19 protein-coding genes are annotated in these 24369 nt (G+C 33.6%); 13 read left to right on the top strand and 6 right to left on the bottom strand.

Features of this window, described 5'->3' with window-relative positions; translation table 11 throughout:
- Positions 1-11 precede the first annotated feature (11 nt).
- From KO02_RS22445 to KO02_RS22460, 4 genes are all read right to left on the bottom strand, one after another.
- Positions 12-2498 carry a YfhO family protein gene (locus tag KO02_RS22445; RefSeq protein WP_038701836.1) on the bottom strand — a complete coding sequence of 829 codons (2487 nt, stop codon included), beginning with the start codon at positions 2496-2498 and terminating at the stop codon, positions 12-14.
- 94 nt (positions 2499-2592) lie between these two features.
- Positions 2593-3279, bottom strand: a complete 687-nt coding sequence (locus KO02_RS22450; protein WP_038701837.1) for a potassium channel family protein — start codon at positions 3277-3279, stop codon at positions 2593-2595.
- A gap of 11 nt (positions 3280-3290) precedes the next feature.
- Entirely contained in the window at positions 3291-5078 is a 1788-nt protein-coding gene (locus KO02_RS22455; protein ID WP_235212312.1) for a TrkH family potassium uptake protein, read from the bottom strand.
- A gap of 97 nt (positions 5079-5175) precedes the next feature.
- Positions 5176-6978 carry a hypothetical protein gene (locus KO02_RS22460; protein ID WP_038701839.1) on the bottom strand — a complete coding sequence of 601 codons (1803 nt, stop codon included), beginning with the start codon at positions 6976-6978 and terminating at the stop codon, positions 5176-5178.
- A gap of 114 nt (positions 6979-7092) precedes the next feature.
- On the opposite strand from KO02_RS22460, the gene KO02_RS22465 reads away from it, so the two are divergent.
- Positions 7093-8130 (top strand): hypothetical protein, encoded by a 1038-nt coding sequence (locus KO02_RS22465; protein ID WP_038701840.1) that lies wholly within the window; start codon positions 7093-7095, stop codon positions 8128-8130.
- A 168-nt stretch (positions 8131-8298) separates the two neighbouring features.
- On the opposite strand, the gene rsgA is transcribed toward KO02_RS22465, so the two are convergent.
- On the bottom strand, positions 8299-9219 hold the full coding sequence (gene rsgA, locus KO02_RS22470; protein ID WP_038701842.1) for a ribosome small subunit-dependent GTPase A: 921 nt from the start codon (positions 9217-9219) through the stop codon (positions 8299-8301).
- A 263-nt stretch (positions 9220-9482) separates the two neighbouring features.
- Here rsgA and KO02_RS22475 point away from each other — a divergent pair, with 263 nt between their 5' ends.
- Both KO02_RS22475 and KO02_RS22480 read left to right on the top strand, forming a co-directional pair.
- Complete coding sequence (locus KO02_RS22475; RefSeq protein WP_038701844.1) at positions 9483-10742, top strand: site-specific integrase; 1260 nt, start codon at positions 9483-9485, stop codon at positions 10740-10742.
- Between the two features lie 632 nt (positions 10743-11374).
- Entirely contained in the window at positions 11375-12313 is a 939-nt protein-coding gene (locus tag KO02_RS22480) for a hypothetical protein (protein ID WP_038701846.1), read from the top strand.
- A gap of 171 nt (positions 12314-12484) precedes the next feature.
- Here the strand turns inward: KO02_RS22480 and KO02_RS22485 are convergent, their stop codons facing one another.
- A complete protein-coding gene (locus tag KO02_RS22485) occupies positions 12485-12730 on the bottom strand; it encodes a helix-turn-helix domain-containing protein (protein WP_038701848.1) in 246 nt (81 codons plus the stop codon).
- A 99-nt stretch (positions 12731-12829) separates the two neighbouring features.
- Between KO02_RS22485 and KO02_RS22490 the strand changes: the two genes are divergently transcribed.
- The 10 genes from KO02_RS22490 (at position 12830) to KO02_RS22535 (ending at position 24345) form a co-directional block, all read left to right on the top strand.
- Positions 12830-13747, top strand: coding sequence for an Ig-like domain-containing protein (locus tag KO02_RS22490; protein ID WP_038701850.1), 918 nt, complete (start codon positions 12830-12832; stop codon positions 13745-13747).
- Positions 13748-13797: 50 nt separating this feature from the next.
- Positions 13798-14208: a hypothetical protein gene (locus tag KO02_RS22495; protein WP_144243395.1), complete on the top strand. Its 411-nt coding sequence runs from the start codon at positions 13798-13800 to the stop codon at positions 14206-14208.
- A 402-nt stretch (positions 14209-14610) separates the two neighbouring features.
- Positions 14611-15165, top strand: a complete 555-nt coding sequence (locus tag KO02_RS22500; protein ID WP_038701852.1) for a hypothetical protein — start codon at positions 14611-14613, stop codon at positions 15163-15165.
- 51 nt (positions 15166-15216) lie between these two features.
- The gene (gene polA, locus KO02_RS22505; protein ID WP_038701853.1) at positions 15217-18024 is read left to right on the top strand and encodes a DNA polymerase I; all 2808 of its coding nucleotides are present in this window, start codon (positions 15217-15219) and stop codon (positions 18022-18024) included.
- A gap of 22 nt (positions 18025-18046) precedes the next feature.
- Positions 18047-19150, top strand: coding sequence for a toxin-antitoxin system YwqK family antitoxin (locus tag KO02_RS22510; RefSeq protein ID WP_038701854.1), 1104 nt, complete (start codon positions 18047-18049; stop codon positions 19148-19150).
- 35 nt (positions 19151-19185) lie between these two features.
- The gene (locus tag KO02_RS22515; RefSeq protein ID WP_038701856.1) at positions 19186-19839 is read left to right on the top strand and encodes a phosphatidylserine decarboxylase family protein; all 654 of its coding nucleotides are present in this window, start codon (positions 19186-19188) and stop codon (positions 19837-19839) included.
- A 66-nt stretch (positions 19840-19905) separates the two neighbouring features.
- On the top strand, positions 19906-20940 hold the full coding sequence (locus KO02_RS22520; RefSeq protein ID WP_038701858.1) for a sensor histidine kinase: 1035 nt from the start codon (positions 19906-19908) through the stop codon (positions 20938-20940).
- A gap of 89 nt (positions 20941-21029) precedes the next feature.
- Positions 21030-21677 (top strand): DUF47 domain-containing protein, encoded by a 648-nt coding sequence (locus KO02_RS22525; protein ID WP_038701860.1) that lies wholly within the window; start codon positions 21030-21032, stop codon positions 21675-21677.
- A gap of 32 nt (positions 21678-21709) precedes the next feature.
- On the top strand, positions 21710-22720 hold the full coding sequence (locus tag KO02_RS22530) for an inorganic phosphate transporter (RefSeq protein ID WP_038701862.1): 1011 nt from the start codon (positions 21710-21712) through the stop codon (positions 22718-22720).
- Positions 22721-22968: 248 nt separating this feature from the next.
- Positions 22969-24345, top strand: coding sequence for an OmpA family protein (locus KO02_RS22535; RefSeq protein ID WP_038701864.1), 1377 nt, complete (start codon positions 22969-22971; stop codon positions 24343-24345).
- Positions 24346-24369: the final 24 nt, after the last annotated feature.

The raw sequence follows: 24369 nt of genomic DNA on the forward strand, positions 1-24369 counted from the left end.
CAAGCAACGTGCTACTTAGTCGTTGCTTTTTTATTGGTATCCTTTTTTACAGAGAAGTAAATTGCTAATATTAAGCCCGCTCCCAAAATTATCGAAGCAATCAGTGTTAGTATTCCACCCAATTTATGCGACTCTGGATCAAAGATAAATTCAACTTTATGATTTCCACCAGGCAATTGCAATGCTCTCAAAATGTAATCGGCACGGATAATAGGAACTTCTTTACCATCAACATAAGCTTTCCATCCCTTTTCATAGTACACTTCTGAAAATACCGCTAATGCATCTGTTGGTGATGTATATTCATACTCCATCTTATCAGGATGGTAGGACGTTAATTTTATCGAGGCATTCGCAGGTATACCGAGGCGCTTTTCATCTAACTTATTTTTAAACTCTTCGTTTACGAAAGCTTCTTTTGATGGATTGAAACTACTAATTGCTTGCATCTCTTGTGCATTATCTTTCACAAAGGTTACTTGATCTACAAACCAAGCATTTCCTGCTGCGGAACTTCTCCGTTGGATACGTTGTCCTTTTTGTTGATCGCCTGTAATAACGTATCGAACATTGAACATATCCAGTACATCTTCATTAACTGCCCCATTAAATTGATTTTCTAGAATCTCTTGAAAGCGCATCAATTTTGCGGCATGATATCCGCCCAAAGATTTATGGTAATAAGAGGCCCCGGCATCAGAAAAGGGGTCTGTTGTTAAGTCAATCACACGATAGCTCAAATCTTTGTCCATGCGAATCAATTGATCAACTTCTCGTTCTTGAAACGCTTGACTCTTAGCTAAACGTTTCTCTACAAAAGATCTATCGTTTAAGAAACGTTTATCAACACTCCAAAGGTCAAATAGGAACACAACAGCCAATCCGATGATTAAGACGTTTGCTGAAAGCTTCTTCTTAATGAAAAACCAAACCGCTAAAAAGGTAATCAAAACGATTGCAAAAGAACGATAAGCATCTGCGCTTGCCACTGCTGAACGATCTTTTATTAAACTATTAGCCAATTGATTTGCCGCTGCCGGGTCACCAACCTGCTGTGTCAAAATTTCTACCAATTGTCCATGCTCTTTATTTTTAAAGCTTAAAAATAAATCTGGCACAAATGCAATAAGCAAACAGATGCCACCTAAACCAATAAACGTATAGAGCACTTTCTTATCCAATTTTTCAATTTTATCTGCTCTTGAAATCAACTCATCCAACGTTAACACAGCCATCAATGGAATCAGGATCGCAGCAATAACCAATATCGATTCGACTGCCCTGAACTTATTGTACATCGGGAAATAGTCAAAGAATAAATCCGAAATTAAAGTAAAGTTCTTTCCGAAAGACAGCAATAAAATGAGAACCGTTGTAGTAAGAATCCACCATTTAAGTCTATTATTGACAATAACCAATCCCAAAATGAAAAGAAACAATATCCCTGCACCAAAATACCAAGGTCCAGATGTAAAAGGTTTGTCTCCCCAATAAACAGGCATTCTACCTGCGTATTCAGCCACCTGAGCATTGGTCACTCCCTGTGCTCCTAAAGTAGACATTAAAAATTTTGCGACATTTGACTTTTCATCCAATACACCGCTTTGACCACCTCCATAAGCATTGGGAATCAAAAATGTCAACGTCTCACCAACTCCTTGACTCCATCGGTAAGCGTACTCTTTATCTAACCCTTTTTCTTTTGGTTCGTCGACTTTAGTAATATTGGCATGTCCACGCGTACTTAACTTACTATATTCATATGTTGGCAATAAAATAGATGCATTAACCAATATAGCAACAACAACCGCAGCTAGCTGTAGACCAGAAGCAACGAAAAACTGCTTTAACTTTTTATCACGAATCGCATATATTAACGCAAAAATCACATAAACCATTAGTGCAATAAGCATGTAATAGGTCATTTGTAGGTGATTGACACGAATCTCAAGGGCCATAAATAAAGCCAACAAAACTGGTCCCCATAATTTACTACCCCTAAAACACATAATCACTGCGCCAATTACTGCAGGAATGAAAGCAATGGCATAGGCCTTTGTTACGTGCCCGGCTTCGATATAAATAAAATTATAAGAAGTAAACGCAATAGCAATGGCTCCCAAAGCAGCCAACCACGGCCGAATACGTAGTACACTCAATAAGAAATAACCTCCTAATAAATAAAATAGAACGATATCTATGGGTTGCGGAAAAACGGTTTTAACAACCGCTAATATATACGTTCCTATATTGTTTTCACTCGCTGACCAGATTTGATATGTTGGCATACCACCAAACATAGAATTTGTCCACAAAGGAGCTTTACCATCTTGAGCTTTATAGTCAAACATTTCTTTTTGTGCGCCTTGTGCTTGCACAACATCACTTTGCGCCAAAATTTGACCTTGCCACACGGGTGTGAAGTAAAAGAATACAAGCGCTACAAAAATCGCGATAACAACGAGATGTGCTGAATTTTCTTTAAACCAATTTTTCATCTATATTATTAGGTTATTAAAACTTACGAAAACCAAAAATATACATTTGATTTTACAATTTATATTATTTTCCATTCCCACCTATCGAATAGGCTTATTCTCCTTTTTGGATCAGCTTATTAATATTGGATAATTCGCCAAAAAGAACTAAAATATCCCCCTCTTCCAGAAGTGTTTCAGAAGTTGCTATACCTGACGCTTCCTTAATTTCTTTCGTTTTCATATTGTCTTTGACCTCCGTTATCTTTAATGTCGTCATGACGATAACTTTGTAGATATTAGTGAGGTTAGCTTCTCGGAGAGTCATCCCTACATATTTTGCAGGTACTTTCGTCTCCACAATACTATATTTATCCGATACCTTGAATGAATCCACGATGTCGACATTGTCCAAACGCATGGCGAGCCTTTCTGCAGCTTCTTCCTCTGGCATAATATACTCTCCTATCTCCATTGCTTCGAGTACAGTTTTTTGAAGGTCGGACACAATTCGGCCAATAATCCGCTTTACCTTCATTTGTTTCATTAAAGCGACAGTGAGTAATGATGCCCCTTCGTCCTCTCCAATAGCAACAATAACAGCATGACAATCACGCAATGGTAATGAAGATACCGCTTCCCTATCAGTCGTGTCCAAGCAAACGGTATGTGTCACTTTATCTTTCAATTGCTCTACAATTACCAGACTTTTATCAGCTCCGATCACCTCATGTCCCAATTCGGTTAGGTGTACGGCAAGTGATCGGCCAAAATGCCCAAGTCCCAAAACAATATATTTCATAAAATTTTTCTTTAATAAAGTATCTTTTCTTCTGGATAGATGTAATTTTTTCGCGTTATATTTTTAATAAAAGCCACGAGGAGGGTCAATGTCCCAACTCGACCTACAAACATCGTCATCATAACAATAAATTTCCCTGCTACACTTAACGATGGGGTGATGCCCAAACTCAATCCACAAGTGGTATAAGCGGATACGGATTCAAACAGCAGGGCTTTAAAACTTTTATCTGGATCCGAAAACACCAACAACATAAAACTGACTCCAATCGTAAATAATGAAAGTAAAATAATGGCAAATGCCTTGTGTACGGATTCACCAGCAATACGTCTTTTAAACAGCTCTATATGTTCTTTTCCCCTTGCTAATGCAATGATATTCATCATGGCTACTGCAATCGTCGTTACTTTAACCCCGCCTCCTGTAGAGCCTGGTGAAGACCCTACCCACATCAAGAGAATTATTAACAAAACGGTGGGCATGGATACAAATGAAAGATCAACACTATTAAACCCCGCAGATCGAGAGGCATTAGCCATAAAAAATGAAGTGACCCATTCTCCTACCTTTCCTTGTTCTAAGGATAATGTTTTTTCTTTTTCCAATAGGAAAAAGAAAACTGTTGCCACAACAATAACAACGGCATTGCATACAAGAACTAATTTCGAATTGAAACTAAAACTCCAAGCCTTATGCTTATAGTTTTTCTTTGTAATAAAGCGGTGATACCAATAAATAGCGGATTCCTTTACGTAAGAGTAAATATTCAACACAATACCAAAGCCCAAACCACCGAGAATAAATAAGGAAGACAATGCCAATTGAAAATTGTAATTAAATTTATAAGCATTATTCGTTATACCATCTGTCAATATGGAAAAACCCGCATTACAAAAAGAAGATATTGAATGAAAAACAGCAAAAAAGATTTGATGTCCAACAGATGGGAAATTCTGGGCTTCTAATGTTCCAAAAATCAATACAGCTCCTAGAAACTCAAATAATAAAGTAATAAAAATAATGGTTAATAATGTTTTCACAACAGATCCAACTTTATTTTCTCCCAAAATCTCGCCAAACATCAACTGATTCTTAAAGGAAAATCCACCAGAGAAAAAATAGCCAAAAAAACCTGTAAACGTCATAATTCCCAATCCCCCGATTTGTATCAAAACAAGGATAATGGTCTGTCCAAAAAGAGAGAAATTCGTAGAAATGTCTGTCACAGATAATCCAGTTATACATACCGCGCTTGTTGCCATAAATAACGCATCTATGAAGCTTAGTGGCGCTTCAATAGTCGTCCTGGGTAACATCAATAAAACTGTTCCAATTAAGATCAGTGCAAAGAAACTGATTACAAATAAGATGGTCGGATTAAAATAGAAATTATCAAAAAAAAGTGTACTTTTCGACAGTTCTGCAATAAATACGATATAAATTCCTAAATAAATCCATTGATCCTTACCAAATAAATCAACTGTAGGGACGCTCGCTAATCTGGCAATTATTATTAAAATAAAATAAGCGAAAATTACCAAGCCCGAGTAATGCTCCACCTCTATTTTCTTTAATGCAAAAATGGAAGATGCTGTTCGGAGGCCCGTCATGATAAACAACACATAGAACATCGCAAGGATAATATGATCTAAAATCTGTGCAAGTTCAGGATCTCTCACATACCCAACGTTGAATATTACAGCTAAGGCACAAATCATGCTAACATAGAACATGACCTGGTCTACGATTCCATTTTTATACTTAAAAACGAATTTTAAAAAACTCAATATTGACCCCATCTGTCACAAACATACTCATAACTTAGGAAAATAACAGCGCTTAACCACCACTAATATTCCACGTGAAACCCCTCCTTATCTTAAAAGTTTTATTTGCTTATTTCTTTTTTTTATTTCCGTCAACCTTATCTTTTTTAAAGATTTTTGATAAAAATCCTTTCGTTTTTCCAACGGCAGTATTTGCTTTTTCTATGGTCTGTTGAGCACGATCAGCAGAACGCATCAATTTTTCTTCCCGTTCCTTACTAAGACCAATACATTGTTTGATTCCGTCTAAGAGACTTTGCCAAACTGTCTTAAAAAAGGTGTGATTTGGATTTCTATGCCAATTAACCTTTCCAGTAATATACTCTCCGGAAAGATTTGGGTTACTTCCATTAACCAAAAGCTCATTGATTAATAAAGAAACAAGACTTTTATTTTTATGCGTCCCATCTGGATTCTTTTCAAGAATATTAACTTTAAGATTATCATAATCAAACTTAAGTTGTCCCCAATTTCTGTAATCATTAGCTTCTATATCAAAGGCAATTTTTTTGATATTTCCGGAAGCAATCTCAACATTTAATAATGGTCGTAAAATCTGATTGAACGCAGGAGCCTGCATGGCCCCTAACGTTCCTTTATAACGATGAAAACCTTTGGTAGAGGTCATATCAAAATCGAATAGAACATGCAATTTACCGCTATTCATAACCTGAGTAAGGAAATCGACATGCATCCATTTATTTTGAGCAAGACGTGTAGCGTCGTTTGTCATATTCGTGATAGTCGCATAGCTTTTATCAAAAGTAATCTTCCCCACTTGGTTGAATTTCCCACTCAGTTCGGAATAACTAATATGCGCATTTTGAAGCAATAAGGTATCAAAAGCCAATTGCGTTTTCATATGTTGTAAAGCTTGATGCGGAGATTTTCCAATCTTATTTAATGGCGTGGCTTTATAATGTTTATCTGTATAAATGTCTAAAATTCCATCTTTCAATTGTGCTTTTGCAGCATAAATCTTTTTATCTCGCAATAATTTATTAAAATCAAATGCTTCGAAACGAACAGTATCAAATTTCATTACGACATAGCTTCCTCCTTTGCCCTTTGCTTTATAAAAGGCTGATTTATTCAAAAGAGGTTGATAGGCCACTTTTGTCAACAATATATTACGTTCCTTTGTATTGATTTTTAACTTATCAAAATCAACTTTATAAAAACCATCAGGTGTTTTATAAGTAAAACCAGGAACTTCAATATCGACCATTTTCGTATGGTAAAATCTTGTCGCATCTGATATCGAAGTGGAGTCTACCAAAACATCTTGAATTTTGACATTTACTTTCTTTATTTCAAAATCTTGATTTATATTTTTTTGTCGCTGCGAATACTTAAAGTTCACACCATTCATGGCTATTCCATCTATCTTAATCCTCTTTAATGAATTCTTAATCTTATCATATAAAGGTTTACTTTTCTCTGTCGACGCAGTATCATTATAAGAATGGTATTCATTTATCATATGGATAACGGGTGTATCTAATACCACATTTTTCAAGTACAGCTCTTTATTCATCAGCATATCCCGAATAGAGAAATTACGAAATTTCAATTTGCTAACTTCGATTTGAAATCGATTATCTGGTGCTTTTCTAACTCCTTCAAGCTGGCGGTATACATTACTATCCGACTTTAAGACAAGATTCTTGACAGTAACATCGCCTAGAGCGAGGTTAATATCTAAATCATCATAGTCTACGGTATATAAACTATCGGTAGAAGCCATTACTAAATCTTTAAATTTTTGATCTATTATAGGCTTCCAATGCATACTAAAATACCAGACGATACCCCCTAAAACAATCGACAATATAACGACGATGCCAATTATCCATTTCCAAAATCCCTTCATTAAAACACGCTTTTTAGTAAAAACATTTGGTTATTTTTAACTTAAACAAAACAACTTATGGATACTTTTGTTTGATATTCAATAAAAAACTTATTTTTCCTTATTTCGAAGTCCATGTTATCAACAAAAATAAAATTGCTATTCGGTATATCACTGAGCATAATATTACTCATTTCTTGTCAAAACAAAAAACATGATATCGGTTTCTATTATTTGAATTCGATTTATAAACCGGACACTGTATCTCAAAAATTAGTAGGGGAACTAAAAGCCAATTTGTTATTTGTTCGTTTTATGAATATTGATTTTAAAGACAAAGGAATAGAGCCCGTTTTATTATCTCCAGTGTCTTTCGAACAGACCGTAGACCATAATCAAGAAATCATACCTGTGGTAACCATTCAACAGCGGATATTTACCGAACTGGATAGTTTACAAATAAGAGGTCTTGCTCATAAAATAGTTCCATTTATTACTGATAAGATCAAACAGGGTGGTCAAGATTTCTTTAAAGAATTGCAGTTGGATTGTGACTGGACTACAAATTCTCGTGATAAGTTCTTTTACCTACTCGAATATTTACAAAGTGTTCCTGAATTAAATGAGGTTACAGTAACTGCGACATTAAGACTCCAGCAGATAAAGGATATTCAATCCAATGGGATACCTCCAGTAAAAAAAGCAACATTGCTGTGTTATAATACCGGAAACATAAATCAATTTGGCAATCATAACTCGATTTTAAATCAGCAAGATTTAACAACTTATCTAAGTAGCACATTAAAAAACTATCCCCTACAACTGGACATTGTTTTACCTTTATTCGATAGATATGTAGCCTTTCGTGACCAAAAATATATCGGAATATCCAATCATTTCAGTCGCCACGATTTAAATGATAAATCTTTGTTTATTAAAAACCCAAAAACAGACTTATATATTTTAAAGCAAGATCTAGGAAAAGACAATCTAAAAAAAGGAGATGTTATTAGACATGAATTCGTTCCTAACGAACAATTGGTCGCAACAGCAAAATTTATAAGCAAGGCGCTTGATGGAAAGCAAAATAGTATCATATTTTTCCATTTGGCACCAGAAGTTGTATCTAACTATGAAACTGTAGATTTACAGAAAATTATTTCCGCATTTTAGCGCAGCATTTCACTCAATTTTAGTAAAAATTGAGTGAAACATCACTTCAGGTCCGGAATATTCGTATACGCTGTTATTCAGCTTTTTTTTTATTATCCCTCAGCCCAAACCCTCCTAGTTCGTTAAAGGGTATTACCCATTTTGCATGATTTACTGGAAAGAATCATGTTACATCCGATTATTTTCATTATGATAGATACTGAGATAGCTATCGTAACGAGATGATTCAATAGTACCTTCTTCAACAGCTTCCAAAACAACACAACCAGGTTCACTGATATGCCTACAATTATCAAATCTACACTGATTCATCAGGGCGCGCATTTCAGGAAAGTAATGTGATAATTCTTGTTTCTCAATATCAACAATCCCCAATTCCCGAATACCTGGAGTATCAATCAATTTTCCGCCAAACGGTAAATCATACATTTCCGCAAATGTGGTGGTATGCTTTCCCTTATCAGACCAATCTGAAATATCACCAGTTTTAACAGCATATTCGGGCACAATAGCATTGATTAAGGTAGACTTGCCGACACCTGAATGGCCTGAAATTAGGGTGGTTTTGTTTTTTAGTAAATCTTTTAGCAGCTCGATATTAATGCCATGTAGAGCTGATACTTCATAGCAGGGATATCCTATACGTTCGTATACTCCTTTATAGTCTTGTAAAATAGCAAGTCCCTCATCACTAAACAAATCTAATTTATTGAAAATCAAAACAGCAGGAATACTATAGGCTTCCGTTGTGACCAAGAAACGGTCGATAAAGCCAAGGGAAGTCGGTGGCGAAGCCAATGTAACAACTAGAAATGCCTGATCCAGGTTAGCCCCAATAATTTGCGTCTGCTTCGAAAGGTTTACAGACTTACGGATAATATAATTACGTCTTGGCTCCAAGGTATTGATAACAGCACTTTCAAGGTCTGGCTCTACTTCAAAATGTACCCAATCTCCAACAGCAATAGGATTTGTACTCTTGATCCCCTTAGTTCGAAATTTTCCTTTTATACGACAATCATAGCGTTGGTTATCTTCGCCCAATACTTGATACCAACTACCCGTAGATTTGGTCACTAATCCTCTCATATAAATTCCTTTTGTGCATATTTCATCTTACAAAAATCGGAAAAATTTATTAAACTTAAGGTTTATCGTTTTTATTACCTTTGTAAGAGTTACCTTAAAATTAGAATTCGTGAAAAAACTATTTCTTTTATAATATAATATTTTGCACCTTTGAAATACCTTTAATGCTATTTAAACGCATATTGTGTTTTATAAAAAGGGTTAAAAATTGGCACTAGGGTATCTAGTTGGGTATCTAGGCAGACACATAAAATATAAGAGAAATGTTAGAAAAAAATAGGTTACAAGGCATAGGGAACGTATATTTAAAGACTACCAATCCAGTCAGCAAAAAATGGTATATTTGTTTTAAGTATAAAAATAATTTAAATGAGCCTAAAATCTATCAAAAAACATATGATTTGAATGAAAAGCCCTATGTTATTAATGGTGTTGTGAATGACAAAACAACAGTCTTAAAAGCAAGACTAAAAAGAGGGAATGAACTTGTAAGAGAATTACAAGATATGCTAAATGATGTTGAATTTGATGTTAACAGAGGTGTATTCGTAGAGGATGCAAAAGACATTCTTTTTACTAAATATCTAAATAATTTCATAAAATGGAAAAGTAATAAGGTAAAAGCTAGTAGTTTGGAAGCTTACCAATCTGTAGTGAATGAAATAATAAAATATTTGAATGATACCAATCAACAAAATGTATCACTAAAAAAAGTAGATATCTACTTAATAGAAGATTTGGTAAATGAAAAACAAAAGTTATCCAACACCAGAGCTAATTACTATTTAACTGTACTATCCAACTTTTATTCGAAATATCTAATCAAGTATTTAGCAGTACTAAAACAAGATGAAAATGTAATAAGTAGGTTAGACAGATTTCAGGATGATGACATCACTAAGCACGCACTATTTGCAGATGTTTACAAAGTATTTAACATACTGACAGAGCACAAATATTATCTAGGTTTTATGGCTAAAGTAATATTTTACACGCTACACAGGATGGACACCATTACACAATTACAATTTAAAGATTTTGACTTAGAGCAAGGGATAATTAATATCCCATCATCCAAAATAAAGACATCCAAAAAGTTAACAATTAGAATATCCAAAAACATTTTAACAGACATTAAAGATTATGTAAGGTTGCACCAAACGCAACAAAATGATTACTGGTTTGGATACAATAATATGATTAAGAATAAAAAAAATAAAGACAGTTACAATATTCAAATGTTCGGAAAATACAAATTACCATCTTACACTATTTCCCATCATTATGATGAATTTAGAAAGTTGCAAACAACTGATAAAGATATATTCACGCCTAATCATACCTTGTACGGGTTCAAAGCAAATGGTTATAGATTTTATAAAGATGGTGGTGATAGTAAGAAATTTATGCTTACAGATGAACAAATTATTAAAATAACTGGACACAGTAACACAGATATTTTAAAAAAATATAGTCGAGAGTATGAAGCAACAATATCTAAAGAAATATGGGATAGTTTATAAACTATAAAACCTTGTAATAACTCCCTTTTATTAGTATTTAACTACCACATTTAGCCCTAATTAAGGGCTTTTTTTACCCCCTTACACTAGGTATCCCCCTACTTAATCCCCCTGGAACGCTATTACGCCCACACATGTAAGGGCTACATTACTGAATCGCTCATAAAAATTTTCTATAATTTTTTTCATAGCCATACTAACCCTTTTTAAGCCCTTATTTCCTGAGCCTACAACTTATGTTACGCTTATATTTAAATACTTTAAAAAGCTGACCTATAGCCTTATTTATGCTTCTATACATTAGAATATCACAACAATAATAATATCAATAAAGTATATCCCAATACTCAAATATTCATAATTGAATAAATAACATCATAAAAGATTAATTTCAGACAATTAGGCTAAAACAATACGACTATATATCAGTAAGTTATAAAATAGTTTGAATTTCAAACTTGGTAAAAAACACTTCTTACACTACATTTTATCTTGCAAGCTTATGCCACAATACAAGCTAAAAAACAATTAAAATAACATACAATAGGGTCATTAGCATTTGCTACTTGATTCTATCAGTATAAAAAAACTATGTAAGAAATAAAGATGTAACAAAAATTATTAATAAATAGATGGTAAAAATAACAAGAAATATAAGTAGGAAATTAAGTAGTAAAATATATGGAATAAACATGCTACACAGTAATACAATAAACAAAAGTAAAGATAATTGTATTGTTACTATTAATGATATAAATACAAAAACAAATACGCTATACGCTAAAGGTTATAGAGGTATGTATCAGTACGGCTTATGCATTTTTAACAGTAAACTTAATATAGGGAAAAGTAAGAAATATAATACCTTAGATGAGGCTAAAGAAGCTAAAAGAATCAGTACAAATAAGAGTAGATTAAAGCATTATAACAATAATAGAAAACAGTATAAGAAAGATATAGATAAATCGTTATCCCAAATCAATAACAAAAAACTTAGTTGGATATTAGCTAACTTCTTATCAACACATTACCAATTCAATTATTTTACTACACTTACACTAAAACAAATAAGGTTCACCAATAAAGAGATATTTTTTACAATAAATGATTATGACTATTTAATACAACAAGATTATATACAAAATCAAAAAGATAGCACATTAGAATTTGTGCAACAATGTGTTAACAATTACTTAGATAATATTAAATATAAAGGTGTTGGTCTAATAGATTATTATGTTGTCACCTTCGAAAAAAGTATTAAAGGTAATTGGCATGCTCATATAGCAATTAATATTACCAATACTAGTAAAGAGTACTGGACATCATATCTAACAAAATATTGGAATTTAGGTATAGGAAAAACAAAAAAGATACGAGTAAATACGGCTACAAAAAAGAACACAGTTAATGTTATCCATTACCTCACAAAAGATGTTAATCACAAAGATTTAGATATTATAACTTGGGATACAAATATTGATAAGGATAGCAAAAGAATATTCATAGATGGTGATTTAGATTCTTTAGAAGATATTCAGTATTGGTTAAACACAAATAATGTAGAATAAGTACTTAACTTATTGCCTCACTTACCTATTACACATAAAAAAATTGCCTAAATACTACAACTACATTGTTATCAGCCCCTTAATATAGGGGCTTTTTTATTGGGTAAAGTTTTTACTTTTACCATTGAAAAAATGTAGTGGTCTAAAGTAAGAGAGTATATACTTCTATAATTAGACGTCATCTTCATCCAGAAGTTCCTTAGCTTTTATCTCCAATATATTAGCGATATTGAATATGATAGATACGTTTGAGTTAACTATGCCTCGTTCCATCCTGCTGATTTGCGAATAGTCTAGGTCTAGTTTGTCTGCAAGTTGTTGTATCGTCCAACCTTTCAACTTTCTATGCTTACGGATATTTTTGGATAAAACATTAATTCCATGCTCGTTACGCTTATGCTTTCTATCTTTAGACATCTATACAAGAAAAGAAATACATGCACTTGCTGAAAGGGATTAAAATCCCTATTTTTGTACTGAAAAGAAACTACGTCATTAAATTAATCCTTTTTTAAAATGTTAAAATCAATTATTTTTAAGTTTTTCGTTCTTGTTATGTTTTCAACGTTCGTCGGTTGTTCAAAGGAAAAAACTCCTGTAGAAGATGGCGAAAAAGAAAATATTATTGTTGTAAACGATATTCGTTTTGAATCTCAAAGTGGTAAAGCTATTATCAGTTCTAAAGTTCAATTAACAGTGAAGGTATTTCCAGAAAATGCAACGAATAAAAAGGTAAAATGGGAGTCAAACAATCATAATGTCGCTACAGTCAGCCAAGATGGTCTAGTGACGACATATAAAAAAGGGATAGCTGAAATAACAGCTACTTCTGAAAGCGGTAGCAAGTCTGCCGTTTACAGACTTGATGTAAGTTTAGTAGCTGTAGAGCAGATTTTTACTTATAGTAATTTTTATACAGTTATGGTAGGTGACAAAGAGCCAATTGAGGTTAAAATCACTCCCGAGAATCCTGAAAATCCTAAATTAATTTGGGAAAGTTCGGATGCGAGAATAGCATCCATTGGAGAGGATGGAATAATTAGTGGAATTGCGAAAGGAGCTACCAAAATAAAAGTATCGTCACAAAGCAATCCTGATATCTTTAAAATTGTTGAGGTCTTTGTAATTCAAAGCCCAAATGAACTAATTGAGTTAGATTTACAAAATATAAATTATAAAAGCAATAATGGTTATATAACGGGAACATGTGAACTTTTAATAAAGCCTTATATTCATTTTGTGGACAATGTAAGTAATTGTGAATTAAGTATTTTTGATGGGAATGATGTATTGGTAAAGAAAACCAACATAAAACCAATTGGTGGTTCTATGACGATTCAAGGAATTAAATTTGATTATACATATAAGCCGTATTTTAGCATTAAATATACTTATCGAGGTAAAGAATATGTCAAAACACTGAAAATTAATTAATATGTATCGAAATCAGGATTAAAATAAAATATTCCATTAAAATTTAAAAAATGAAATCAATTAAATACATCTTTATTATATCTCTTTTAATGTCCGTCTTTGCATGCTCTAAGAGCAGTGACAGTAAAGAAGATTCAAATCCATTAATTGGAACGTATAGGTTAGAAAAAACTGGCACGAACCATTATGAAAAAGGAAAGATAGTAAAGCGAGACATTAGCACGGAAAAGATAAACGGGGAAATGACATTATTAGCTGATAAATCTTTTCGTATCGTATTCGTTGCTGATGGGGAAAGTGAAGTTGCGATTGGCACTTATAACTCCGTAAATCAGACGTTTACTATTCAGCAAGGTGGGGATTTTAAGAAAACATCTTATTTTTTTGAAGACAATTACTTAGTTCTAATCACTGAAGATAATGGAGACAGTAAAGATGTAGGTTATTTTAAAAAGAAATAGAAAACATCATTATAAAAAATTATAAGCTCCTACTTAAGGAGCTTTTTTTATATATAATGATTTAAGATTCAAAATGTAAATAACAAGCAGATAGTATAAATATCCCCTTAAAAAATAGCAACAAATTGGGTTATAAATATTAAAATAACATGGCATTAATTACAACTATATTTCATTATACATCTACAAACACAATAATAATACGCAGTTAGAATACTAATATATTAATTTTTTTATCCTAACTTCATTGTAAATAATTGATTTTAAGCAATTAAATTAATAAAGATGCGGTGATATGCATATCTGTATCTTTTACCTGTCTGACATTAAATATGGCAAATTGAATTAAATATGAAGCGCCAAGATGGCGCTCTAACAGTATAATGTCATTATATTTGTGTAATGAAAAAAGTAATACATAATCTTTTAGCCCCATCAGCTCATTTATTTTTAATATCAAAATATCTTAATAAAGATGAACTTAATAAATTAGTATATAACTTGATAAATGAAGATTATCTTTTAATTTTAGAATACTTAGATAGTCTAATAATACAGATAAAAGAAAAAGATATAAAGGATAGAAATGAGGATGAATTATATTTATCACTCCTTATTACTAATTTCAAAGAATCAGTTAGAGAAATTTATATAGATTATCAGCATTTAGAATATCATTATGAAGCCCAAAAAAGCCTATCTGTTTTTAAAATAATTGAGGATACATTATCTAAATATAATATCACCAATTCATCTACAATAGCAAAAGAGGTGATAAAAGAATACAGTAATGCACAAGATGAGATTAAAATTGCTGATAGGATATATTCAAACATTCTAAAAAAAGATGATACACCTACGCCTAAAAGTACAAAAATAAGTACAAAAGAAAGTGCAAGAGATAAGGTACGAGGCAAGGCACTAGAAGATAGCTTAAAAGCAAAAAGGGACAACTAGGGTATCTAGTTGGGTATCTTACAACATCAATAAAACTTTAATTACTTAAAAATGAATGACTTAAACACATATACTAAAAAACTATTTCTTCTAGATGGAATGGCCCTTATTTATAGAGCCTACTTTGCATTAAGCAAAACACCCCGTATTACTTCAAATGGTTTGAATACTGGTGCAATAATGGGATTTACCAATACTTTGTTGGAGATACTAAAAAATCAAAAACCATCCCATTTAGCTGTAGTTTTTGACACCGAAGCTCCAACAGCGCGTCACATTGAGTTTGAGGCGTACAAGGCTCACCGTGAAAAAATGCCTGAAGATCTTTCGGCTGCTATACCCTATATTTTCAAATTGATTTCTGGCTTTAATATCCCCATCATTACCTTGGATGGTTATGAGGCTGATGATATCATAGGAACATTAGCTAAAAAAGCAGAAAGCAAAGGATTTACGGTATACTGTATGACGCCCGATAAAGATTTTGGACAGCTCGTGTCTGAAAATATTTATATCTACAAACCGGCTCGTATGGGAAATGGTGCAGAAATACAGGGTGTAAAAGAAATTCTTGAAAAATGGGAAGTAGAAGATGTCAATCAAGTCATCGATATATTAGGCCTGTGGGGTGATGCTGTTGACAATATACCAGGAATACCTGGAATTGGCGAAAAGACAGCTAAAAAATTGATTCAAGAATTTGGCTCAATGGAAAACATCATTGCTAATGCCGATAAATTAAAAGGCAAACAAAGGGAAAATGTAGAAAATTATGCGGAGCAAGGTTTAATTTCTAAAAAATTAGCCACAATACTATTGGATGTTCCTGTTGAGCTCGAAGAAGAAAAGTTAATCATTGAAGAGCCCAATAAAGAAATCTTAGAACCTTTATTTATTGAATTAGAATTCAGAACACTAGGTAAGCGTGTTTTTGGAGAAACGACCGCAATAGCTGATAATCCAAAAAACTCTAATGGACAAATGGATCTGTTTTCATTACCCCCGGAATCTGATACGAAGGAAGAATTGTCCTATACTGGCCCTGTAAATAGTTTGGAGAATACTCCGCATGAATACATGCTCGTGAATACAAGGACCGAGCAAGAAGCATTAGCGAATCAATTAGCATCACTTAGCAGCTTCTGTTTTGACACCGAAGCAACAGGATTAGATGCAAATCTTGCAGATATAGTAGGTCTTTCATTTTCATTCGAAAAAGGAAAAGCGTATTATGTCCCAACTCCAAAAGATCGTCAAGAAGCACAAGAAGTAGTATCTATCTTCAAATCTGTATTGGAAGATGAACAGATAGAAAAAGTTGGTCAAAATATAAAGTATGATATCTTACTGCTCGCTAGATATCAAGTATCAGTGAAGGGTCCCCTCTTTGATACGATGCTCGCTCATTATCTAATCGACCCAGATACAAGACATGGCATGGACGTTTTATCTGAAAACTACCTAAACTATAAACCACTCTCTATAACAGAACTTATAGGTGCTAAAGGAAAGAAACAAGGTAACATGCGAGATGTTGATCTTGAAATAATAAAAGAGTATGCTGCTGAAGATGCAGATATTACATTGCAACTTAAAGAGATTTTCACCCCTTTATTACTCGAAACAAATACTTTCAACTTAGCGAATGAGGTTGAATTCCCACTGATCTATATACTAGCGGAAATAGAAAGAAATGGTGTCCGAATTGATATTGATGCTTTACAACAATTTTCAAAAAATCTGGAAATAGACATCCGTCAATTGGAACAGACCATTTACGAAAAGGCTGGGGTAAATTTCAATATCGCTTCCCCTAAACAACTGGGAGAAGTACTCTTTGATAAATTAAAATTAGACCCAAAGGCAAAAAAGACGAAAACAGGACAGTACAAAACAGGAGAAGATGTCTTGTTGGCTTTAGCTTATAAATCAGATATTGTACAGGATATATTAAGTTTTAGACAGCTTCAAAAGTTAAAATCTACTTATGTAGATGCTTTACCCGAATTGATCAATCCAGAAACTGGACTAATTCACACCTCTTATAACCAAGCCGTAGCCGCTACTGGTCGATTAAGTTCAACTAATCCCAATTTACAGAACATTCCAATTCGAACAGAACGTGGTCGTGAAGTTAGAAAAGCATTTATCCCTCGTCACGAAAACAATGTTATACTTTCTGCCGATTACTCCCAGATTGAATTACGTCTCATTGCCGAACTGAGCAAGGACCCCAATATGATGGAGGCATTTATTTCTGGCCATGACATCCATCGTGCGACAGCAGCAAGAGTATATGGCTTAGACTTAGAAGAAGTAACATCGGATCAACGTAGAAATGCAAAAGCTGTAAACTTTGGTATTATCTATGGACAATCTGCCTTCGGACTCTCACAAAGTTTAGCGATTCCCCGTAAAGAAGCTGCAGAAATTATTGACCAATATTTCAATCAATATGTAGGTATTAAAAAATATATGGGCGAAGTATTAGATTTTGCAAAGGAAAACGGTTATGTCGAAACAATCCTTAAAAGACGACGTTATTTAAGGGATATCAACTCGGCAAATATGACAGTTCGAGGTTTTGCAGAACGCAATGCTATTAATGCGCCAATACAGGGGTCAGCTGCTGATTTGATTAAGATCGCGATGCTTGGTATTCAAAAAGAAATTAAAGACCAGGGATTAGCTGGTAAGATGATCATGCAAGTACATGATGAGCTGGTCTTTGACGTTCCTGAAAACGAGATTGATATCTTCAAAAAAATCATTCAGGATAAAATGACGTCTGCAATAAAGACTGAGATTCCTTTGGTAGTAGAAATTGGTCAAGGCAAAAACTGGCTTGAAGCACATTAATAAAACAGTATAAACGAGAATTATGAGAAAATTTCTGTTCATATTAATATCCTTTATCTTATTTGTAAACGTTGTTTATGGACAAGAAAAAGCAACCTATTATGAAAAAATAGATAATAATACTTTTCGATTCTTTTTCGACAAGAATTATTATCTATCGGACAAATCTTGTGAGTTTAAATCGATAGAACGAGTAGCAACTTTAAACCCAAAAACGCAAAAATTTGATGGCCCATTTAAAGACTTTAATAATAATGGGCGAATGATTTTAGAGGGTGTCTACAAGAATGGGGTAAAAGAAGGTCTTTTTCAAGCCTACCATGCTAACGGCGATTTAAAATGGTCCGCAAACTTTATGAATGATATACCAAAAGGAGAAGTAACCCATCGTTACCCTAATGATCAAGTAGCCCTGACCCTATTATATACAGATAGTATCATCTTGATACAGGATTATTGGCTTCCTAATGGCACACAAAAAATAAAAGATGGAGAGGGAACCTACTCATTTCCAATTCCATTTGAAGGTTTTAACGAATATGGTTTTGAATTCTATGTTGCAAAAGGAAAAATTAAAAATGGCAGACAAGAAGAAAAGTGGCAAATATTTGGTTATAACAAAGGACAAAAAGAAATATTGCTTGCTTTAGAAAATTATCAAAACGGAAAACTCTTAGTTGGAAACGATTATTATTCTGACAGTTCCTACAGGAGAAGCAAATTTGGAATAATACCTTACGATAATTTTTTCAGGGCGGAATCACTCACATTCAAAACCTGTAGTTTTGACGATTTCTCTGATTTTAACATGTTTATTGGTATGGATTTAACAAATACGATGAGCCGTATGAATGCAGATGGATTTACTGAAGATAGTTTTGAATACCAGATTAAATTGGATAAATCTGGAAGACCCTCAAAAATAAATTATATCAAAATGACCTCATCAGATTACATTAATAAGGTGCTCGCACCTTTACTGAAGGACATTACCTTTTACTATCCCTCATTAGAAAATGGTGTCCCTGTAGCTGATATACTTACAGTAACAGGTAAAATGTATAAGAATTCTGAGGGGAAAATAACCGTCTTACCAATAATAATTCATCGAGAAAAAGGACAATAAGACTATTTGATTATATTTGCAAAAAAATTATAGGCATGAAATTTCACAAAGAGGGATATACAAGTTTGGCTATTACTGTGTTAGTAATATTAGTTGCAAATGCAGTTGCAGACTATTATGATGCTCCTAACGTTATTAAATGGATTATTTATATCCTTTCAGGGTTTCTTTTCATAACAATAGTCCAGTTTTTCCGAAGTCCAACAAAAAATATTGTTATACAAGAAGGAACTATTCTATGTCCTGCTGATGGAAAAGTTGTGGTTATTGAAGAAACTGAAGAAAATGAGTATTTCCACGAAAGAAGGCTTCAGGTTTCGATATTCATGTCACCAATCAATGTACACGTAAATCGTAATCCAATTAGTGGGATTGTCAGCTACTTCAAGTACCACCCTGGAAAATTTCTAGTTGCATGGCATCCAAAATCTTCAACAGAAAATGAAAGAACAACAGTAGTGGTCAAAAACGCGAATGGCACTGAGGTTCTTTTCAGACAAATTGCTGGCGCACTTGCGCGTCGTATTGTATGGTATGTGAAAGAAAATGACAATGTTACGCAGGGTTCGGAATTTGGATTTATAAAATTTGGATCTCGTGTAGATTTGTTCTTACCGATTGGTACACAGATCAATGTCAATATCGGAGACACAGTAACTGGTGGAAAAACAATCATCGGAAAGTTTTAATAATTTATTAATAAGGAATAACTAACTTAGGCTTTAGTAAAATACTAAAGCCTTTTTTATACATATATGAATTTTAGACAACTGGTTTTAAACTGTTCTCTAGCGGTGGGGCTAGCAATCTCTGCAGTCAGCTTCTACTACCATGCTAATTGGAAATCATTTCTAATTATCTTTATAATATCAAGCCTTGTCAGTTTTCTTATGTTCAATTTTGTATTCGAACGTTACATCTATAAAAGAATCAATACGATGTACAAATTGATACATAACTTAAAGTTGGGGAAAGATTTAAAGGATGCGTTAGGCGAGCATGTTACGGCAGATCCTATAGGCGATGCAGAAAAAGAAGTTAAGGCCTGGGCAATAGCAAAAAGAACAGAAATTGAGCAACTTAAATCACAGGAAAAATTCCGTAGAGAATTTTTATCCAATGTTTCACATGAATTCAAAACACCACTCTTTTCAATACAAGGCTATATCGAGACGCTAAAAGACGGCCTTATGGAAGAGGATTTGGAAATGGCAACAACATTTTTGAATAAAGCATCTAAAAATGTAGATCGCCTTAATTACCTCATTCAAGATTTAGACGAAATATCAAAATTAGAATCTGGAAAAATGGTTTTGAATATTGAGAAATTTGATATTGTTGAACTCATTAGAGACACTAAAGAATCGTTGGATGATAAAGCAATCGCTCATAATATAGAGATTCAACTAAAAATCAAACCTGGTAGCTCGTATTGGGTCAAAGCCGATAAGTATAAAATAAGTCAGGTTCTTGTCAATTTAATTGAAAATTCTCTTAAATATGGAAAAAGTGGAGGTAAAAGTCAAATCCGAATCTTCTCCTTATTTGAGCAAGTTTTAATTGAAATAACAGATGATGGTTATGGAATTGAAGAGAAAAATTTAAATCGTGTCTTTGAGCGTTTTTTCAGAATTGACAAGAGCCGTTCAAGGGGTATTGGTGGATCTGGACTTGGTTTATCCATAGTCAAGCACATCATTGAAGCACATCAACAAAATGTCAATGTGAGAAGCACAGAAGGTATAGGGACAACATTTGGATTTACATTAGAAAAGGTTTCTCAACTCTAATGTTAACAAATAAAAACTTAACATTACCAAAAGCTTAACATTAACTTAACATTAACTTAGTAATTTCGCAAAAAATAATTAATAATGATATGTCATTAAATAGCATTTTTCAATATTTCATTCCTAAGGATAAAAAGTTTTTTCCTTTATTTGAACAAGCAGGTAGTAACTTGATTGAGATGTCTCTGTTACTAAAAGAAGCCGTTAATGCAAGCGACTCTGAAAAACGTAAAGAAATTGTTCGTAAAATTGAAGATTTAGAACATAAAGGTGATAATATCACCCATCAAATTCATTTAGAATTAGGTAAAAACTTCATTACCCCGTTTGATCGTGAAGATATTCATGCATTAGCAAGTTCACTGGATGATGTTGCTGATTTTATTAATGGCGCTTCAAACAAAATGGATCTGTATAAAGTCCAAAAAGCGACAGAGCCAATGATTGAAATGGCTGATTTAATTGTTGAGGCTACAGATCATGTCGCAAAAGCAATTTTTGAATTGAAGGATCTAAAAAACATCCGTAATATCACAGATGCTTGTGTTCGCATTAATAGCGTTGAAAATAAAGCTGACTATATCTTTGACAAAGCCGTAGCTGATTTATTCGAGTTTGAAAAAGATGCTATTACATTGATCAAACACAAAGAAGTATTGTCTGCAATGGAAGACGCTACAGATAAATGTGAAGACGTAGCAAACGTATTAGAGAGCATCTTGGTTAAAAACGCATAATTGCGCATTTAACATATTAACACATTCATATTATGATGTCAACATTATTAATTGTTGTAATTATACTAGCGATTGCTTTTGACTACATTAATGGTTTTCATGATGCTGCCAACTCAATTGCTACTGTTGTTTCAACAAAAGTATTAACTCCTTTTATGGCGGTTTTATGGGCTGCGATTTTCAATTTCGCTGCTTATTTTTACTTCACCGACCATAAAGTCGCGAATACAGTCGCAAAAACTGTATTAGAGGAATATATTACATTGGAAGTTATTTTTGCAGGCCTTTTAGCTGCAATTAGCTGGAACCTTTTCACATGGTACTACGGCGTTCCTTCAAGCTCTTCACATACACTGATTGGTGGATTTGCAGGTTCTGGAATGGCATATGCTTTTATCGTAGGTGGAGATCCAATACATGCCATTAACATTGATGCAACATTAAAAATTATTGCATTCATTGTACTCGCCCCCATTATAGGGATGGTTATATCCATTATACTTACCCTCATCATTATTAATATAGCTAAAAACTCCAGACCTGCTGTTGCAGCAAAATGGTTTAAAATTTTACAATTGGTATCATCCGCTGCATTAAGTTTTGCTCATGGTGGTAACGATGCACAAAAAGTAATGGGTATTATCTTAGTGGCGATGGTGGCAGGTGGTTATTTACCGAATACCGAGCACATGCCAGAGTGGATTCCGTTAACTTGTTATTTAGCGATTTCATTAGGGACGATGAGTGGTGGTTGGAAAATTGTTAAAACGATGGGTACCAAGATTACGAAAGTAACACCATTGGAAGGTGTTGCTGCAGAGACTGCTGGTGCTTTGACCTTAGGTCTTACAGAGCACTTCGGTATCCCAGCTTCTACTACACATACCATTACCGGTTCAATTATAGGTGTTGGTGTTGTTAAAAGAGTATCTGCTGTACGGTGGGGTGTTACCATCAGTTTACTATGGGCTTGGGTATTAACAATTCCTGTTTCAGCATTACTTGGAGCGATTACATTGTTTATTATACACTACATATTGTAATAATTAACATTTTTTTCTAAAAAAAACATAAAGTAAAACAAAAATTTGGTACATTCGTCCGGATTTTTGTTTTACTGCTTTGCAATAAAAGCAAGAAAAAAGAGTTTATATTATAATATGAATTAAAACAATTGATCCATTTTTAATTTCGGCACGGTGTTTGATTATTTCAAACCGTGATTGCATTTTAAACAATTGCATACAAAACTAGAACAATTAAAATTTAATAATAACCTTAAAACAAGAGTATGAACTATTCTACAATTAAAAAAACAGCTGTTGCTGCTTCCTTAGTTGCCGCTTTAGGCTTCGCTGATGTAGCACAAGCTCAAACTGTATTTGGTGGAAGATCACAATACAGAACTTGGTCAATCGGTGTGCAAGGTGGTATCACTACGCCTAACGCTTTGATCGGTGGTAGTAACGCTTTCGGTCAGAAAGTTGGATACTTCCAAAACAAAGTAGGTGAGTACTACGGATTAACAGTTCGTAAACAATTTTCTCACTTATTTGGTTTAGAAGTTGAAGCTAACCGTGGTAAAATCAAAACATTTAACAAAAACAATGCTGTAGAAAATAGCTTTGGTGCAAAATCTGTAGAAACAGAAGTAAACTGGGCAGCTAGCTTAAATGGTGTATTCCAATTAGGTACTATCGATTTCTTAAGAAGAGAAAATGCAGTTAATTTCTACGCTAAAGTTGGTTTAGGTGTTATGGCTTATAACCCTGTTCAATTCGCTAATAACGAATTCGGCGGTGGAGAAGTATTTAATAAAAAAGGTAGCTGGGGTGAAGAAGGTGTAGTTGGTGGTGACCGTGTATACACTGGTGACAAAGATTACCGTTTAGGTATGTATGTTCCAGTTGGTGTTGGTGCTAAATTCAAATTATCTGAAGTTGTTGCATTAAACTTAGGTTACACAATGAACTTCACTGACGAAGGTTTATTATACGGACCAAACAGACAAGGTGATGCTAAACAACGTTTCTCAAATGTATACGGTGGTTTAGAATTCACTTTAGGTTCAAGAGACAAACAAAACTTGACTTTTGCTAACCCTGTTGCAACCATGTATGATGAATTGAAAGATCCATCTTTACGTAACGAAGTTGAAGCATTAAAACAACGTGTATCTACTTTAGAAGGTACTGTTAGCGCTTTAAATACGGATACTGATGGTGATGGTGTTTCTGATAGATATGACAAAGAGCCTAACTCTCCTGCAGGTGCAGTAGTTGATGGATCTGGTCGTCAAATCAAATTCCCTGAGCCTACTTCTTTCACTGATAACTCATCTACAGGTTATGTAGCTCCAATTCAATTTGAATTTGATAGTTCAGTATTGAAAACTCAATCATACTCTACTTTAGACAAAGTTGCTAAAGAAGTACGTGATAACAATTCATCTATCACTTTAGATGGTTATGCATCTGCTGAAGGTACTGAAGCTTACAACGTTTCTTTATCTAAAGACCGTGCTAATGCAGTAAAACAATACTTAGTTAACGCTGGTGTTGCTTCTTCAAAAATCACTGCTAACGGTTACGGTGAGGCTAATCCAGTAGCATCCAATGCAACTGAAGAAGGTCGTGTTCAAAACCGTCGTGTTGAGATCAAAAAATAAGTATAGCTAAGCTATAATAATATT

It is taken from the genome of Sphingobacterium sp. ML3W (genome assembly GCF_000747525.1).
Classification (GTDB): Bacteria; Bacteroidota; Bacteroidia; order Sphingobacteriales; family Sphingobacteriaceae; genus Sphingobacterium.